This is a genomic window from Myxococcales bacterium (assembly GCA_016712525.1).
In the GTDB taxonomy this organism is placed as follows: domain Bacteria; phylum Myxococcota_A; class Polyangia; order Polyangiales; family Polyangiaceae; genus JAAFHV01.
This window is the reverse complement of sequence record JADJQX010000008.1, coordinates 1,623,959-1,639,383: the sequence shown is the minus strand read 5'-3', so window position 1 is coordinate 1,639,383 and position 15,425 is coordinate 1,623,959. Positions and strand designations below refer to the sequence as shown.

At 69.4% G+C, this 15,425-nt stretch carries 12 protein-coding genes; 5 read left to right on the top strand and 7 right to left on the bottom strand.

All coding sequences use genetic code 11. The annotated features are described in order from the left end of the window. Window positions 1-111 precede the first annotated feature (111 nt). Together IPK71_36550 and IPK71_36545 are read right to left on the bottom strand one after the other, a co-directional pair. Window positions 112-1,101 (bottom strand): WYL domain-containing transcriptional regulator, encoded by a 990-nt coding sequence (locus IPK71_36550; GenBank protein ID MBK8219269.1) that lies wholly within the window; start codon window positions 1,099-1,101, stop codon window positions 112-114. Between the two features lie 276 nt (window positions 1,102-1,377). Beyond that, the gene (locus IPK71_36545; GenBank protein ID MBK8219268.1) at window positions 1,378-2,325 is read right to left on the bottom strand and encodes a polysaccharide deacetylase family protein; all 948 of its coding nucleotides are present in this window, start codon (window positions 2,323-2,325) and stop codon (window positions 1,378-1,380) included. Window positions 2,326-2,580: 255 nt separating this feature from the next. Here IPK71_36545 and IPK71_36540 point away from each other — a divergent pair, with 255 nt between their 5' ends. Further along, entirely contained in the window at window positions 2,581-4,377 is a 1,797-nt protein-coding gene (locus tag IPK71_36540; GenBank protein ID MBK8219267.1) for a DUF4173 domain-containing protein, read from the top strand. Window positions 4,378-4,410: 33 nt separating this feature from the next. Here the strand turns inward: IPK71_36540 and IPK71_36535 are convergent, their stop codons facing one another. Together IPK71_36535 and IPK71_36530 are read right to left on the bottom strand one after the other, a co-directional pair. Then, complete coding sequence (locus IPK71_36535) at window positions 4,411-5,622, bottom strand: hypothetical protein (protein ID MBK8219266.1); 1,212 nt, start codon at window positions 5,620-5,622, stop codon at window positions 4,411-4,413. 208 nt (window positions 5,623-5,830) lie between these two features. Beyond that, window positions 5,831-6,661: a hypothetical protein gene (locus IPK71_36530; GenBank protein ID MBK8219265.1), complete on the bottom strand. Its 831-nt coding sequence runs from the start codon at window positions 6,659-6,661 to the stop codon at window positions 5,831-5,833. A gap of 328 nt (window positions 6,662-6,989) precedes the next feature. Here IPK71_36530 and IPK71_36525 point away from each other — a divergent pair, with 328 nt between their 5' ends. Then, window positions 6,990-8,621, top strand: coding sequence for a hypothetical protein (locus IPK71_36525; GenBank protein MBK8219264.1), 1,632 nt, complete (start codon window positions 6,990-6,992; stop codon window positions 8,619-8,621). A gap of 448 nt (window positions 8,622-9,069) precedes the next feature. Next, a complete protein-coding gene (locus IPK71_36520) occupies window positions 9,070-9,987 on the top strand; it encodes a transposase (GenBank protein ID MBK8219263.1) in 918 nt (305 codons plus the stop codon). Window positions 9,988-10,057: 70 nt separating this feature from the next. Here the strand turns inward: IPK71_36520 and IPK71_36515 are convergent, their stop codons facing one another. Further along, window positions 10,058-10,450, bottom strand: coding sequence for a hypothetical protein (locus tag IPK71_36515; protein ID MBK8219262.1), 393 nt, complete (start codon window positions 10,448-10,450; stop codon window positions 10,058-10,060). Beyond that, window positions 10,447-11,175, bottom strand: coding sequence for a hypothetical protein (locus tag IPK71_36510; protein ID MBK8219261.1), 729 nt, complete (start codon window positions 11,173-11,175; stop codon window positions 10,447-10,449). Before IPK71_36510 ends, IPK71_36515 begins: the two co-directional genes overlap by 4 nt. Before the next feature lie 170 nt (window positions 11,176-11,345). On the opposite strand from IPK71_36510, the gene IPK71_36505 reads away from it, so the two are divergent. Together IPK71_36505 and IPK71_36500 are read left to right on the top strand one after the other, a co-directional pair. Further along, window positions 11,346-12,341 (top strand): alpha/beta hydrolase, encoded by a 996-nt coding sequence (locus IPK71_36505; GenBank protein ID MBK8219260.1) that lies wholly within the window; start codon window positions 11,346-11,348, stop codon window positions 12,339-12,341. After that, window positions 12,338-12,838, top strand: coding sequence for a peptidylprolyl isomerase (locus IPK71_36500; protein ID MBK8219259.1), 501 nt, complete (start codon window positions 12,338-12,340; stop codon window positions 12,836-12,838). Before IPK71_36505 ends, IPK71_36500 begins: the two co-directional genes overlap by 4 nt. 282 nt (window positions 12,839-13,120) lie before the next feature. Here IPK71_36500 and IPK71_36495 read toward each other — a convergent pair whose 3' ends face one another. Next, on the bottom strand, window positions 13,121-15,391 hold the full coding sequence (locus IPK71_36495) for a hypothetical protein (GenBank protein ID MBK8219258.1): 2,271 nt from the start codon (window positions 15,389-15,391) through the stop codon (window positions 13,121-13,123). Window positions 15,392-15,425: the final 34 nt, after the last annotated feature.

Genomic DNA, 15,425 nt, shown 5'->3' with positions numbered 1-15,425 from the left:
GCGGCCACGTTGGCCATGCGCGTGGGCAAGGGCAGGGTATCGATCGATGCGCTCCACAGGCTCATGGGCTCTCCCTCTCGGCGAGGGCGTCTCGTGGCGCCCTCGGACCCGTCACTTCGTAACCTGCGCGACGCTCCTATTCGTGCGGCTCGACACACGTTCAGTGCCTCCCAGAGCCGCCGCGAGCGCTCCCTCGGCCAGATCGCGCACCACCGCGCGGAGCTCGTGAGACTCGCAGCTCGCCGCGCCGCCGAGCCCCACCACGAAGCGCGCGACCTGCACCACCGCGGCCGTGCGGCCCGTCACACGAATGCCTCCCACGGTGGCCTCGGCCACGAGCGGGCTCGGCAAATTGCCAATCACCCAGCGGGCCTCGGGATCACGTACGAAGAAGGCCACGTCGGTCGCGTCCTCTCCGGTGCGAAAGCCGTTCACGCTCGTGGCGATGGCCGCGTCTACCTGGGCCGGATCGGCCGCGCGCGCCCCGGTCGGCCCGAGGAGCTTCGCGTTCGTGATGCGATCGACGCGGAACCACTTGAGCGTGCCGCTCTTGTGGCACACAGCCATGAACCTCGTGTGCGCGTCGACCACCACGCGCTGCGGAGAGACCTGCCGCGTCTCCATCACCCCGCGGCTCGCCGAGAGGTACCGCATCTCGAGCACCTCCCCGCGCGCCGCCGCATCTTCCACCAAGGCGAGCCACGTCTCGTCGGCGAGGCCCACGTCGAGCGGCACCACCACGCTGTCTTTCGGGGCGGGGCGCAGACCGACATAACCGTCGAGCACACGCTGCATGAGTCGCGCGCGCATGGCGCTCCGCGGGAGGCGCGCGAGGAGCCTCACGAGGTCGTGGGCGTCGCTCGGCTCGAGCCTCACCGTACCCGGCAAAAAGCCCTTCTTCGGCACGCTCCAGTACACGTGCGGCGGATCGTCCTCGCGCTCGAGAGGAATGCCCGCCTCTTGCAGCTCCACGAGCCGCCTCCGCACCGCGCCTGGCGTGAGCACGAGCCGCCGCGCGAGGTCGGCCTGCTTCCACGTGGGCCGCTCCGTGAAACACGTCAAGAGCGCGATCGCCGTCTCCGTCCCCGTTCTCCTGCCCACGAGCACCCTCCCGCGCGGGCGCTCGCCCGCTCCGTGCGAGCCGAGAGACGCCCATCGTCGTGCCTGAGCAGACAACAAGCCGCACGTGCACGTCAACGACCGAGTGCGCCGATGGCTTAGTGCCCGTGCTCCGTGGTGGTACACGCATCATGATCGCGGCGGCCGTCGTACCCTCACCCAAGCTCGGCCGTGCCCACGCGGGCGCGCGCGAATCGTCCCGTTCGTCGGCCCGGGCGCGCAGCGTGTGCAGCCGTGGCGAGGCCGCATCGACCCCGCCTACGTGGCCCGCGACCCGTCGAGGCAGAGCCCGCGGATCTCCGAGAGCGTGTGCCACACGAACCCGCGGGACGTGAGCTCCTCGAGCACCCGCGCGGCCCTCGCGACGGCGCGCTCGCGATCGGTGTCCATGAGCCAGTAGCGCGCGTGAAAGCCGCGCTGGGGCAGGGGGAGCACGTCCGTCCACGCGAAGTGGATGGGCTCGTCCGGCGCGTTCGGGGAGAGGTCGTTCGGGTGGAGCTGGAGCACGACGGGTCGCTCGGGGAACAGCTCGGCCTCGCGTACGAAGAGCTCCATGAAAGCCAAGATCCCCCACGTGCGCAGGAGGTAGAGCGCCGTTCGGCTCAGCGGGAAGAGGAGGCACGACGTAGGCACTTCGAAGAGGGTTGGCGTCCTCGGGTGCGGGGAGCGTGGCGTGAAGAGCCACGGGCTTCGGAAGGGCTGCGAGCTCAGGATGCCGGCGCGTTGGGGCGTGGCGCTCGAGTCGACCGTGTACCCGAGGCGCGAGAGGCGGCTGGCCGCGGCGTCGCTCACGTAGCACCACGCCGGCGATCGGAACGCGCGGGGAGAGCGCCGGAACCTGGCTTCGTAGAGGGCGACGCCACGGTCGAGGAAGTCGAGCTGCGAGGGCGTAGGGCGCGGCGCGCCGAGGGCACAGACCTCGGTCAGATCGCGACGGTGCGCGTGCGTGCCGAGCTCGTGAGGGCCACCGTCGATCGCGTCGATCGCCCGAGTGAAGCGCGCCTCCTCGAGCATGCGCGTCGGCACGAAGAACGTCGCGCGCAGCCCGCGCGCCTCGAGCCAGGTGACGCACGCAAAGATGTCCTCGGGGCGGTCCGTGTCGTGCAGGTCGATCGTGAGCGCCGCCCGGAGCGCCGGTGTGCGTTTCGTGGGCCCGCATGCGCAAGAGTTGCTCCGAGCCTCAGCGCCCTGCCGAGGAAAGTTCATCGCCTGGGGTACGCAGCTCGCCCCGCCCTGTCGCACGAGGAGGCACAAAAACCAGGGGGCGCGTGCCTGGAGTCGGTGCCTGGAGTTGCAACTAGTCGGGCGGTCACTGCCTGGAGTCGGTGCCTGGAGTTGGCGTTCCAGGCGCCTGGAGTTGGCGGCGCCGCTCGGTCTCGGGCGCCGATTCGGGGGCGAACGGTCGCGGCACGGGGGTGAGCGGTCGCAGAAGATCGCTCCCTCGGGTGTCCAAGAGGGAGCATGAACGCTCCTCCCTCGTCTCCCAGGTACGCGCCGTTTCCTCCGGGCTCGCCCTTCGCCACCACGGTCTCGGCCAAGGGTGCGGCCGAGGGCGCCGATACGATGCGTGAGCCCCGTCCTCTCGAGCCGTCTCTGCTCGGCTCGGCGAGCGCTCCTCGCGGGGTGGGGGTCGCTCCCGATGCCGTCGTGTGGCAGCGCACGGCCTACCGCGGTGAGATCCCTGCGCCGCGTGCGCCTCGCCCTACGGCCCCCGCGCGGCCTCGTGAGCTCCTGGCGCTCGTCGCCTTCGTCGTGGGGGCCGACCTGCTGCTCTACACGTTCGGAGGTCTGGGCCTCTCGCAGGCCGCGTTCTTCGGGCTCGCGGGCGCGCTCGTGGTCGCGTCGGCTCGCGAGCGCCGAATCTCGCCGCGGATCGCCGTGGTGCTCGGTCTCTTGGCCCTGGTCGCAGGGCACCTCGCGTGGTCGGGCGGGGGTCTTGGCTCGGTGCTCGCCGCCGCGCTCGTCGGTGCGCTCGCCGTGCTCGTGCGCATGAGGCACGCGACCGTCGCCGATGCGGTGGCGTCCATGGCGGCTTCGGTGTGGGCCATGCCGGGGCGGGTCGCCTCCGTCGCGCGGGGAGGGATGCGCCTCTCCGCTCCGTCACGTGAAGGGGCGGCCCGCGCGCCCTTCGCCTGGAGCACTGTCGTCTTGCCGGTCGCCGCGTTCCTCGTCTTTGCGTCCGTCTTCGTATTTGCCAATCCGGTGCTCGAGGCGTGGGCCGTCCGCGCGCTCGGCAGCATCTCGCTCCCCTCGCCGGTGCGTCCGCTCTTCTGGCTCGTGGCGGCGGCGTGCGGGGCCGTCACGCTCCGGCCGGCGCTCCGCAGGGCGTGGCAGTCGACGCTCGGGCGAAGGTCGCATGCGGCGGTCGACGACACGAGCCTCGTGAGCGACAACGCCCTGGGCCTCGCGCGGAACACCCTCGTGGCCGTCAATGCCATCTTCTTACTCGAGAACGCCGTCGATGCCCTCTCCTTGTGGGTGGGTCGGCCGCCGGCGGGGCTCGGGTATACCGAGTACGCCCACCGTGGGACGGCGTGGCTCACGTTCGCGCTCGTCCTCTCGACCGCGCTGCTCGGGGCCATCTTCCGCGGCGCGTTCCACTTCGATCCGCGGGGCAAGACGGTGCGCACCCTCGCTTACGTGTGGGCCGCCCAGAACGTGATGTTGGCGCTCGGGACGTTCCGCCGTATCCAGCTCTACATCGACCTCTCCGGGCTCACCTCGCTGCGCATCTTGGGAATCTTGGGGACGACCCTGGTGGCGACGGGCTTTGGCCTCGTGGTCGTCATGATTCGGAAAAAGCGCACCATCGGGTGGCTTTTGCACCGAAAGCTCGACGCGCTCGTGGTGGCTTCGGTCCTCTACGTGGTCGCCCCGACGGAGCTCCTCTCGACCGAGTGGAACCAGCGCCGCCTCTTCGATGGGCAGTACGCGCCCCTGCTCAACGTGGTCGCCAATAGCCGCGCCGACGAGAACGTACCGGCCCTGGTGAAGCTCCTCGCCCACCCCGACCCGATCGTGCAAAAAGGGACCGCCGCGCTCCTCGCCTCGCGCCCCACACCCGACACGGCCACGCTCGCCGGCGTCATGGCGACGCGCGCGCTCGAGGCGCACAAACACGAGCTCGAGACCCTCTCCCCGCCGAGCGACCGCTCCGACGACCTCGCCGCGCTCTGGAAGCTCGCGGGCGTCGCGAACGAAGACGAAGCGAGCTTCGACTACCGAGGCCGAGGAGGCGTGCGATCGGGGAGCTTTTGAACGAGGTCGAATCGGGCGGCGCGCCGGAGAGGGTCACTCCTTGCGGCAGGCGGGCACGCCGGTCACTTTGAGCTGCGCGGCGTAGGGCCCGCAGTCGTGGTCGGCGGTCGACATCCCGGCCTGCAGACAATCTTTGATGACGAGCCCGCTCGCCTTGAGGCCTCGAATGTCTTTTCCGTTGGCGGAATAATAGGTGATCGCCGCCGTGGCGAAGTGCTCGTTCTGGCCTGCGAACTCGATCGTCGCGCCCGTGAGGTCGACGGACTTCGTCGTCTTGTAGAGGAAGATGCCGGGCCAGTCCCCCGCGCGGGGAGAGGTGCTCGCGCTCGTGAAGCGCACCCCGGGCGCGACGAGGCTCGCCGCGCTGTGCTCACCCACGGAGAGGTACGTGCTCTGCGCGAACTTGAGGACCGAGCCGGGCGCCAGTGTGAGCACGACCTCGGCGCTGTCTTTGCCGACGTCGAGGTGCTCCTTCACGAAGACCGGCGCCCCGAACGCGGGCCAGCTCGTGCTCTCGAGCAGCTTGCCCCCGGTCTCGAGCGGGTCCGAGAACGTGTTGCCCGCGCCGACGCCGCCGAGCGCCGAAGGAGGCGCCGAGAGGGAGCGTGTGCTGCCCCGCATGACGTTCTTCTCGAGCTTCGCGAACGGCGCCTCGCCGTCGGCCACGTGGATCGCCGACTGGAGGTTCTTGTCGAAGGTGGTGCCGCTGATCGAGACGCGCTTCGGCGCCTTCTGGCCCGCGATGGATATGGCGCCGAGCCCGAAGTTCTCCTTCGCGCCCGCGTACTCGATGCGCGCGTTGGTGATCTCCGTGCCCGCGGCGATGTCGGCGCTCAAGAAGATCCCCGTCCAATCGCCGGGGGCTTTCGTGCCGTTCGCCGACGTCAGCACCACGGGCTCCTTCTCGGTCCCGCGCACGACGAGCTTGCCCTTCTCGACGGAGATGTACGTGTGCGTCGCCATCTCGAGCTTCGCGCCCGCTTCGATCGTGAGCGTGCCGCCATCGTCCACGGTGATGTGGTCCTCCACCGCGACCGTGCACCCCTTCGTGATCGTCACCGCCGACGTCACCCGCCCGCCCTCCGGGAGCGCGCACCCGCTCTTGGGCTTCGCCTTCGTCTTCGCCTCGCCGCTCGACTCTTCGCCGCTCCCCGCACCATCGTCCGGCGCGCGCTTCTTGAGGAGCTTGCAGCCCGACGTGAGAGGGAGCACGAGGGCGAGCGCGATCGCGACGGTGGTCTTCATGAGGCCAGGGAAACCACAATAAAATCATGCTCGTCAACCAGCTCCTTCGGCAGAGCTCGGTGCTGTCGAGCCCCGAACGTCGGCGCGCGCCCGCGGATCCACACGGTCGGCGGCGGGTGCCTGGAGTCGGTGCCTGGAGTTGGCGCTCCAGGCGTCTGGAGTTGGTGATGTCGAAGTCGTGGCTCCGCAAACGGCCGGAGCCCACGGCCTACCGCGCGTCTTGGAACGGCTCGAGGGGGCTCGTCGCGCAGTAGTCGACGTCGCACCCACCGAAGCGCGCCGAGCACGCCTCTTTGCACTTGGGGCTCTCGCACTTCTCCCAGCACGAGTCGTCTTTGCTCTTCGAGCACCGATCTTGGCAGCGCGACTTCGCCTCGAAGCACGCCTGGATGCAAGGGTGAATGGCTTTGCACGAGCAGCCGCGGGCGCGCCACTTGCGCTTCTCGAGGGCGTCGCAGGCCTTTTCCTTCTCGGTGCAGCCGGCGCTCGAGCACGTGTCACGCGTGAGCAGGCACGCTTGGCGGCACGCGCCCGTCTTCGCGGCGCACGCCTTGATGCACGCATCGTCTTTGCAGTTGGCTTTGCAGCCGCCGCAGTCCGTCACGCAGGCCTGGTCGCAGGTTTGGCAGGATCGGCCGCACTCGGCCCGGCAGTCTTCCCCCTTCGAGAAACACGGGTCGTACGAGCACGACTGGTCGAAGGGCAGGGTGCACGAGAGGGGATCGGCGCTCGCGCCATCTCCGCGCGGAGAAGTCTCTGCGCGGCAGTCCGTCGCGAGGAGGGCGATCGCGGCGGGCTCGGTCCACGCGGCGACTCCCTTGGGGAGCACGGCGGGGATGTGGGGCGCTCGAGGGACCTCGCGATCGGCGCTGGCGTCGGCGGTCAGGGCGGGCCGCGCCTCGTCGGGGGCGACGCTCGCGTCCCTCGGGGGCTCGACGTGGGGAACCTCGATCGGCGCGCGGGAGCATGCGTGCAGGGCGAGGACCCCGGCGACCATGAGGACCCAGGATCGTGCCGCACGGTAGGCTCGTTCGCTCATGGCCGCACCGTACCAGGTGCCGCGGGGAGAACCGACCGCGCGGGGAGAACCGACCGACGTTGACCGCAAGTACGCGAAAGGTGGTGAGAGAACCCCCGGAGAGCCGACCGACGTTGGCGCCAAGTGTTGGAAATCCGGTGCCGGTGGCCAGGTCAGCGCGCGATGTGGCTCGGCCACTTGGAAACCCGGAGAACCGACCGACGTTGGCGCCAAGTGTTGGAAATCCGGTGCCGGTGGCCAGGTCAGCCCGCGATGTGGCTCGGCCACGTGGGATTCGCAACGACCCGCGGAACCTTCGCGTCTCCCGGTCGTGAAAGGCAGGAAAACGATGCGAACGATCGCCCTCTCCCTCCTCTCGTCGTTGGTCGTCCTGGCCTCTTGCGCGCCCGGCTCCGGTGGTCCTGCGTCCGCGCGAGCCCCCAAGGGGCCACGACCCGCTGGGCTTGCCACGTCCGGGGCGTCGACGAAACCCTCCGAAGGACCAGATGTCCTCCGAGGGAAGGGGGCCTACCTCCCCCTCTTCGACGCGCTCGTCGGCAAGGTTCGTCGGTACCACGTGTTCGCCGAAGGGCAGGGGGCTGCCTTCGAGCGTTCTCTCGATCGTCTTCGTTCGGAGGCCGCTACCGCGGAGACCGAGGCCGAGGCCATGGTCGCGCTCACGCATCTCCAGAAAGCGCTCGGGGATCGCCACTGCAACCTGTCACCCCCGAGCGATGTACGACCCTCTCGCCTCGGGCTCGGGCTCGCCCTCCACACCGAGCGCGAGGCTTCGGGTCGGGTGCGCGTGCGCGTCGAGGAGGTGAAGGACCCTGCCCTGGAGGCCAAGGTCCACGTCGGCGACGAGCTCGTCACGGTTGACGGCGCGCCCGTCGAGGCATGGCTCACCGATCACCCGTTCGAAACGAATGCCTTGAACCCCGACGCGCGGCTCTCGGAGACGGCGCACGCCATCGTCATGCAGATCGCGCCTTGGACGACGGTGAAAGAGGGGGACACGCGCAAGCTCGTCTTCGCCAACGCGGGTGAGCTCACGCTCCCCTTCCGGCGGCCCTTTCGGTACGAGCGCGAGGAGAGCCTCCCCGGGATCGACGACAGCCCGGCCATGGGCAGCATCGGCTGCACACAAGACGTGAAGGTCCCGTATGCCGGGTACGAGCTCGCGTCCCTCGGGGTGAACTATTGCACGTACCGCCCCAAAGCCGAGAACCGCGCTGCGCAAGGCACACGCATCGTGCGCTTCGTCTCGTTTATGTATCCTGCACGCGACTCGTCCGCGCAGCTCCGCTGGGTGCGTGTCGACCACGACGGCCTCGTGCGCGATCTCGCGGGGGCCAAGCGCGTCGTGCTCGACGTGCACGAGAACCATGGGGGCAATAACCCCTTCGTGTTCTTGAGCTGGTTCGCGAAGCGGCCGTGGCAACACGAGCTCGTGACCGTGCGGGTCTCGGCGGACTTCGCAGAAGACGAGGCTCGCCAGTTCCTCTACGGCGACGGCCCGCTCACGAAGCGCTACCTCGAGGCCGCGAAGCGGGGCGACGGGTGGCTCACGTATCCGTTCTTGTGCACCGGAGAGGGCTGCGAAGGGCTGCGCGGGCCCCGTCCCGCCGAGCGCGTGACCGAGGCGCCCGTCGGTCTCGTCACGGGGCCCGAGTGCACGTCCAGTTGCGACGCCCTCTCGGTGATCTGGGCGGAGTACGGAATGGGGCCTATCGTCGGCAAACAGCCTATGCATGGCTTCACCTCCGTAAGGCACGAATTCCCCATGCGCGGGCCCGACGGTCGTGTGCTCGGGCTCTTTCGGCTCGCGCTCTCGCACGAAGGGTTCAAGGGCAAGCCTCCGCTCGAGGGAGCGCCCATTCGGCTCGATTGGCAGGCTCCCGAGACGTTCGCGACGCGCGAGTCCTGGCTCGACGCGTCGGTGGCCGAGGTCGACAAGAGGCTGAGGGGGGCTCGGCGCTAAGTTAAGTGTGCGATGAGACTGGCCGGGGCGAGATCTCCGCCCGGATGACCGCCTCGCGCGCCGCCCTCGCCGAGTCTTCCGCCCCGAGTCGTCGGTCGGACTCGCCGGGTCGGATCCGACCGACGTTGGCGCTAAGTCTGCGACGAGACTGGAGACCCGACCACCCCGCGACCCGACCGACGAGATGAGACCCGCCCAGGAGACCCGACCGACGTTGAGACCCGCCTAGGAGACCCGACCGTAGGAGACCCGACCGACGTTGGCGCTAAGTCTGCGAAACGACTTCGACTGACAGCGACTCTAGATTGGGAACGCAGCCCGGTGCAACGCATGAGCTGCGTGAGTGGCCAGGCCACCCCGAAAAGTGGCCCGGGCCAGGTCCAACGGCGTTCTCTATCAATGATTTCAACTGCTTCGCATTGGCGCGAGGACTGCAAGGGGGGACGCCATGTCTACCCCTCGACGCATCGCCCCCGGCACCACCTACCTCGTCACGCGCAGGACCACGCGCCGCCACTTCCTCATGAACCCCGACAAGCGGCGCGTCTTGCTCGCAGTCTACTGGTACGCCACCGCCCTGCTCGCGGCCGAATTTGGCATCGAGATCCACGCGGTTCAGGTCCTCTCGAATCACATGCACGAGGTGCTCACCGACACCCGCGGCGAGCTCCCAAAATTTCTGTCTCAGCGAAATCGCCTCATGGCGAACGCGATCAAGGTGCTGCGCGGATGGCCGGAGGAGGTCTTCTCGCGCGAAGGTGCCAGCGTCGTAGCGCTCTACGGCGACGACGCCGTGCTGCAGAAGATCGGCTACACCCTCTCGAACGCGGTGGCCGCGGGGCTTGTCGCGCGGCCGGAGGATTGGCCCGGTGTGACGCTCGCCGCGACCGACATCGGCACGCGGACCATCCGCGTCGAGCGGCCCGCGGTGTACTTCGACGCGGAAAACAAGCGGTGGCCGGCGTCGGCGGAGATAGCGATCACGGTGCCGCGCTCGCTCGAAGCGAACGCGGGGCACGAGGGCGCGCGTGCACGAATCGTAGCGGCGGTGGAAGCGGCGGTCGACGAGGCGCGGCGCATCGCACGAAAAGCCGGGAAGTTCGTGCGCTCGATGGAGTGGATTTTCGCGGTGCCGCACACGACGCGTGCGTCGTCGTTCGAGAAGGTCGGGGCGCGGAACCCGTCATTCGCGGCGGGCGGAAACGTCGAGATGGCGACCATGGCGGCGAAGGTGCGGGCCGCGTTCTTGGGGGCGTATCGCGAGGCGTTTCGCGCGCTACGGAGCGGTGTGCGAGACGTGTTCTTTCCGTTGGGGACGTGGCGCTTGGCTCAAGAGGTCGGGGTCAATGTATTTTCAACGACTTAGCGCCAACGTCGGTTGGATCTTTTCACTTAGCGCCAACGTCGGTCGGATCTCTCGCCGCCCCCGCCGCCCCCTATCGCTGCGGCGACACCGTGAGCGAAATCACCTCGGCCACCTGCCCATCGACCACCACCTCGATATCCGCCCGGCCCACCTTCCGCGGCAAGAACGCGAACCTCACACCCCCCTCGGCCTCGTAGTCCGTGTCCTTCGTCGTCGAGACCGGCGCGACCACGAGGCGGCTCTCGTCGGTCGCGCGGATGTCGAACCGATGCGGCTCGTCGCTCGTGTCGAGCGCGCGGAGCCGCGCCGACCAACCCACGCCGACCTGGAGCGGCTGTGACCCGTCGAACCTTCGCGCGTTGTACTCGTTGTCGCCCACCTCCTCGAGGTGCGAGTACGACGGCGCACACGCGAGGAGCGACAGCGCGGCAACACCCAAGGCTGCAAAAATGCGCTTCTTCATGGAACCCTCACTTCGATCTCGGTGGTGAGGCCCGCGCCCTCGACGCGCAGGCGAGTCGTGCCCTGTTTCTGCCCCGCGATGCGCACGAAGGCGCTCGGGTTCGCCGGGCTCCCCAGCGCCGTCACCGTCGCGACGCCCTCGGCCCCGGTCGTCCAGGCGTACGTGAGCGCGCCCGCGAGGGGCAACCCGCTCTTGCCCGTCGGCACCACGGCCACGACGAGCTCTTTCCCCTCGGGCACCGACACCCGCTGCACCGGTACGCCCTTCCCCCGCGACGTCGAAGAGCCGGTCGCCGACGTATACTCCTCGACACCCAAGCTCGTCGGCGCCTCGACCGGAATGTGCACGTAGTCGACCACATCGCCGTCGCGGTCGAACGCCACGAAACCCGCCGTGCCTTCGGTCCCGCACACCCACTGACCGTTCGGCCGCGAGCCCACGACCTCGTCCGAGATGGGCCGGAGCGACGTCACTTCGTTCGAGCTCGACCCGTCGATCGCGAGCCGGAAGAGGCCGCCCTGCGCGATCGCCCTCGGGAACTCGATGGCGGTGGTCGTGCAGTCGCCCACGGCCGCGGATCCGTCGCACACGTACCGGAACTGGTTGCTCCGGCTGATCTCGCCGTAGACCACCCCGGGGTCCTCGTAACAGGCCGTAGCCGCGGAGCCGAGCCCCACCGCGACCGCGGCGAGCCAAGCGCGCCGTACGTTTGAAGAGAAAGTCATGGCGACCGTCTAAGCACGCCCCGGGCCAGCCCGCGAGCCCTCGCTCCTCGGCGTTTTTTGCCCCAGGTGCAGCGAGGCCGTCACACCGGCGCGACAGGCCTGTCAGGGGCAGCACCTCCGTGGGGCGTTCGACCCATGCCAATGGGGCGGAAGGTCGATAGCCTCGGAGCATGACGCCCCGAATCCTCGTGCTCGCGGGTCTCGTCGCTGCGCTCGCCCTCGTTGGCTGCGGCCCGCCCACGCTCCCCCTGCGTGCCGCCCCCCACCTCCAAGACTCGGCCACGGTCGTCACCGACACGTACTTCATCGAGGCGAAAGACGGCACGCCCCTCTTCGTGCGCGTCTGGCGTCCCCGGTCGACGCCACGGGGCGCCCTCGCGCTCGTCCACGGCCTCCTCGATCACGGCGAGCGCTACGACGCGCTCGCCAGGCGCGCCGCCGAGGCAGGCTTCTCCGTCCACGCGGTCGACCTCCGCGGACATGGCCGATCGGCCGGAATGCGCGCGTACGCCCACGCCTTCGGCGACTACGTGGACGACACCGAAGCGTTCGTCGACGCCGTGCACGCGCGCGAGGCCGACAGGCGAGTCTTTCTCTTCGGCCACAGCATGGGGGGCGCGATCGTCACCACCTACGCGGCGTTTCGGCTCCCCGAGGTCGCTCGATCGGGGCGCCGCGGCATCGCGGGCCTCGTGCTCAGCGCACCTGCCCTGTCGACCGAGCGCACCGGGCTCGTGCTCAAGGGCTCCACGCACCTCACCGCGGCGCTCTTCCCCGAAGCCGGGGTCTTCTCGCTCGACCTCGACAAGTTCTCGCGAGACCCACGTGTCGTCGCCGCGTGCAAGGCCGACCCTCTCGTCTACACGAGCCCTGCGCCCGCTCGTACGGCGTCCGAGCTCGTCTCGGCCATCGCCGATCTCCGCGACGCCGGCGCACACCTGCGCGTCCCCTTGCTCGTCATGCACGGAACGGCCGACGAGGTCACCGAGCCCGGAGGATCGAAGCGCCTCCACGCTTCGGCCCTCTCGACCGACAAGACCCTCACGCTCTACCCCGGCTATGTCCACGACCTGCTGCACGAGCCCGAGCACGCCCGGGTCGAGGCCGACGTCGTCGCGTGGCTCTCCGCTCGCTGCAGCTCGAACCGGGGTAACGTAGTCCCATGACCACCGTCGTCGTCGACACGAGCCTCGGCAGCTTCACCCTCCTCCTCGACCCCGCGAAGGCCCCGGCCACGGTCGCGAGCTTCCTCGCGTACGTCGACGCGGGCCACTACACGGGCACCGTGTTCCACCGCGTGATCCCGGGGTTCATGGCGCAGGGCGGCGGCTACGACACGGCCCTCGAGAAGAAGCCCGTGCGCGCCCCCGTCGAGAACGAGGCCCACAACGGCCGCAAGAACCTCCGCGGCACCGTGGCCATGGCCCGCACGAGCGATCCGCACTCGGCCACGGCCCAGTTCTTCGTCAACGTCGCCGACAACGCGTTCCTCGATCACACCGCCAAGACCCAAGCCGGCTACGGGTACGCCGTCTTCGGCGAGGTCACCGACGGCATGGGCGTGGTCGACGCGATCGTCGCCGTGCCCACCGGCGCGAGCGGCCCCTTCTCGAAGGACGCGCCCCTCGAGCACGTGGTCATCCAGGCGGTCCGCCGGGCCTGAGCCGACGAGCGATCACAATCGAGCGATTTCAGAGACTTAGCGCGAACGTCGGTCGACTCTTCCCGGCCCGCCCGAGCGATATCAAGGACTTAGCGCGAACGTCGGTCGGCTCTTCCCCGTCAGGGACTTCCCGGCCCGTCCGAGCGATATCAAGGACTTAGCGCGAACGTCGGTCGGCTCTCCCGCGAGACCACCCGAAGGCCGGACGGCCCTTCGAAACGGCGGAGGGCGCCGCGGTGCTCCCGCGACGCCCTCGACGCTCCCCTCCCTCCCGCCCCTCGCTCACATCCCCGTGCCCAGGAACACCCGCACGGTCTTCCCGTTCGTCATGTGGACGTCCAGGTCCGACTCCCCGAGCAAGGTCCCTTGGCCATTGGCCTGGTAGGCTCGCGCCAGCTTGTTCGTGTCGATGCCGGTCATGTTGATCCGCGCCCCCGAGATGCCCGCCGTGATCTGCGGGTCGACGAACCGCCGGTACTCACCGCCCATGATGCTCGTCACGACCGACTCGACGCTCGCGATGTCTCCCATGTCTCGGATCTCGATGTGGTCGCTCGCCTGCACGTAGGCGACGGGCGTGCCGTCCTGCGTCTTCGTCTGGGTCACGGTCTCCTTGGAAAAGAGCTTCTGGCCCTTCGGCGTCGAGCGCTCGTCGTAGAAGGAGATGTCTCCCAGGTCGACCGAGAACAGGTTGAACGACTTGTGGAAGAACGAGGTGTCCACGTGCAGCGTCGGCGCGAGGCGAGGGAAGAGGCCCAGCTCGAACGTGTTCGACGCGTCGTACGTCATGCTCGCGGGGTACACGGTGAGGTCGGCCTCGTCCTTCACGCCGAAGGTCACGTCGCCCAGGTCCGCCCGCACGCTCGCCTTGAAAATCCAGGCCTTCACCTGCGCCTCGAGCCCCAACGCCGCGGCGATGCCTGCCTCCACCTCGACATGCGCGTTGCCCTGCGCCGAGCCCTCGACCGCCCCGAGCGACGTGTACGAGGTCTTCATCGCGAGGTCCCGGTCGACCGTGAACTTTCCCCCCACCGCGTACGAGAAGCCGATTTTTCCAGGCTTCGAGGTGTCGGCGGCGCTCCCGAGCTCCACCCGCGGCGTCATCACGGTCACCGAGCCGTCGGCCTTCACCTTGAATTCGACCTTCACCGGCGCGTTCACCGCCACGTTGCCGAAGAGCGGGATGCCCCACTCGGCGACGGGGACCTCGAACATCGTCTTCTCGCACGTCCCTTCGAAGCTCCCGGCGAACCCGATCTGGCCACCCACGCGCACCTGCGGGGTGAGGTCGAGCGCGATGCTGGGCTTGCCGCCGTTCCACTTCGCGTCGGCCACGAGCTTGGTCTCGGCCGTCGAGTAGAGCGCGCTCCAGTCGATCGCGCCGGCCGACTTCGACGTCTCGCAGGTGAGCGCCTCGCCGAGGGGCTCGCCGGGCTGCGGATAGGCGACGATGTGCCGCACGGCCTTCTTTTGGGCCTCGCCGAACGCCGCCTCCGAGGCCATCACGCGGCGCCCGTCGGCGAGCACGACACCCAACGTGACGGGGGCGGTCGCGCCGAGGCTCGCGCCCCCCGACGTGAACGACAGCGCGCCCGTCTCGACCGCGTTCGCGTCGTGGAGCGGGCTCGAGGTGAGCACGCCACCGAAGTCGACGTAGCTCGCGAAGTCCGCCTGCGACACCGCCGCGCCGATCGAGACCTCGTACGAGCCACCGGGCGTGCCCGTGCCGGTCATGTCGCCGTGCACCGTCGTGACGAGCAGGTCTTTCTTGGGGAAGTAGATGGCGCGCACGCCGCTCGGGCCCATGCCGACCGCGTCGATGGCGGCCTTCGCAAAGGCCCGGTACGCGTCCTGCGAGGCGAAGGTCATCGCGCCGACGCGCTGGTTCGATCCCGGCGTGGCGGCGTAGAGGGCGGCGAGCGCCTGGTCGTTCGTGCGGGCGCCGAAGTCGGTCGCGAGCTGCTCGGGGACACCGTAGTCGCCGACCTGGAGCGCCTCGGGCTCGAGCGCCTCGTCGTCGACGATGGCCGTGCCAGGCTGAGCGACGGCCGAGAGGATCATGACCTTCGCCGTCGCGTTGCCCGCCGCATCGAACGTCGTGAGGTACGTGTTCCCGAGCTTTCCCGTGAGCGAGACCGAGAGCTCCGCGCCCGAGACCGTCGCCGTCGCGACGCTCGGATCCGACGAGACCACACCGCCCGCCGCCACCGCCGCAGGAGCGCCGCCGACGCCGCGAGCCAAGGCGATCGTGAGCGCGCCGTCGACGCGCGGGTTCGCGACCACCGTGCCGCTCGAGCGGACGAACGTGGCCGGGCCCGCGGGCGTCTCCGACCCGAGCGCCTTCACGCCGAACGCCTTCTTCACGCGGAGCGACTCGCGGCGGGCAACGATCTCGTGATCCTCGCCGACGACGACGGTGTGGCGCTTGGTCTTCGTCACGACGGGGGCCGGGCCCACGTCCGAGGAGGTCGCGTCGGTCGGGGCCGAGCACCCGACGACGGCGGAGAGAGTGGTGAACGAGAGAGCGAGGAGAGCGGTGTGCAGCGTCTTCATGGGAGACCCCCATTGCGCGCCTCGTGCCAGAGCT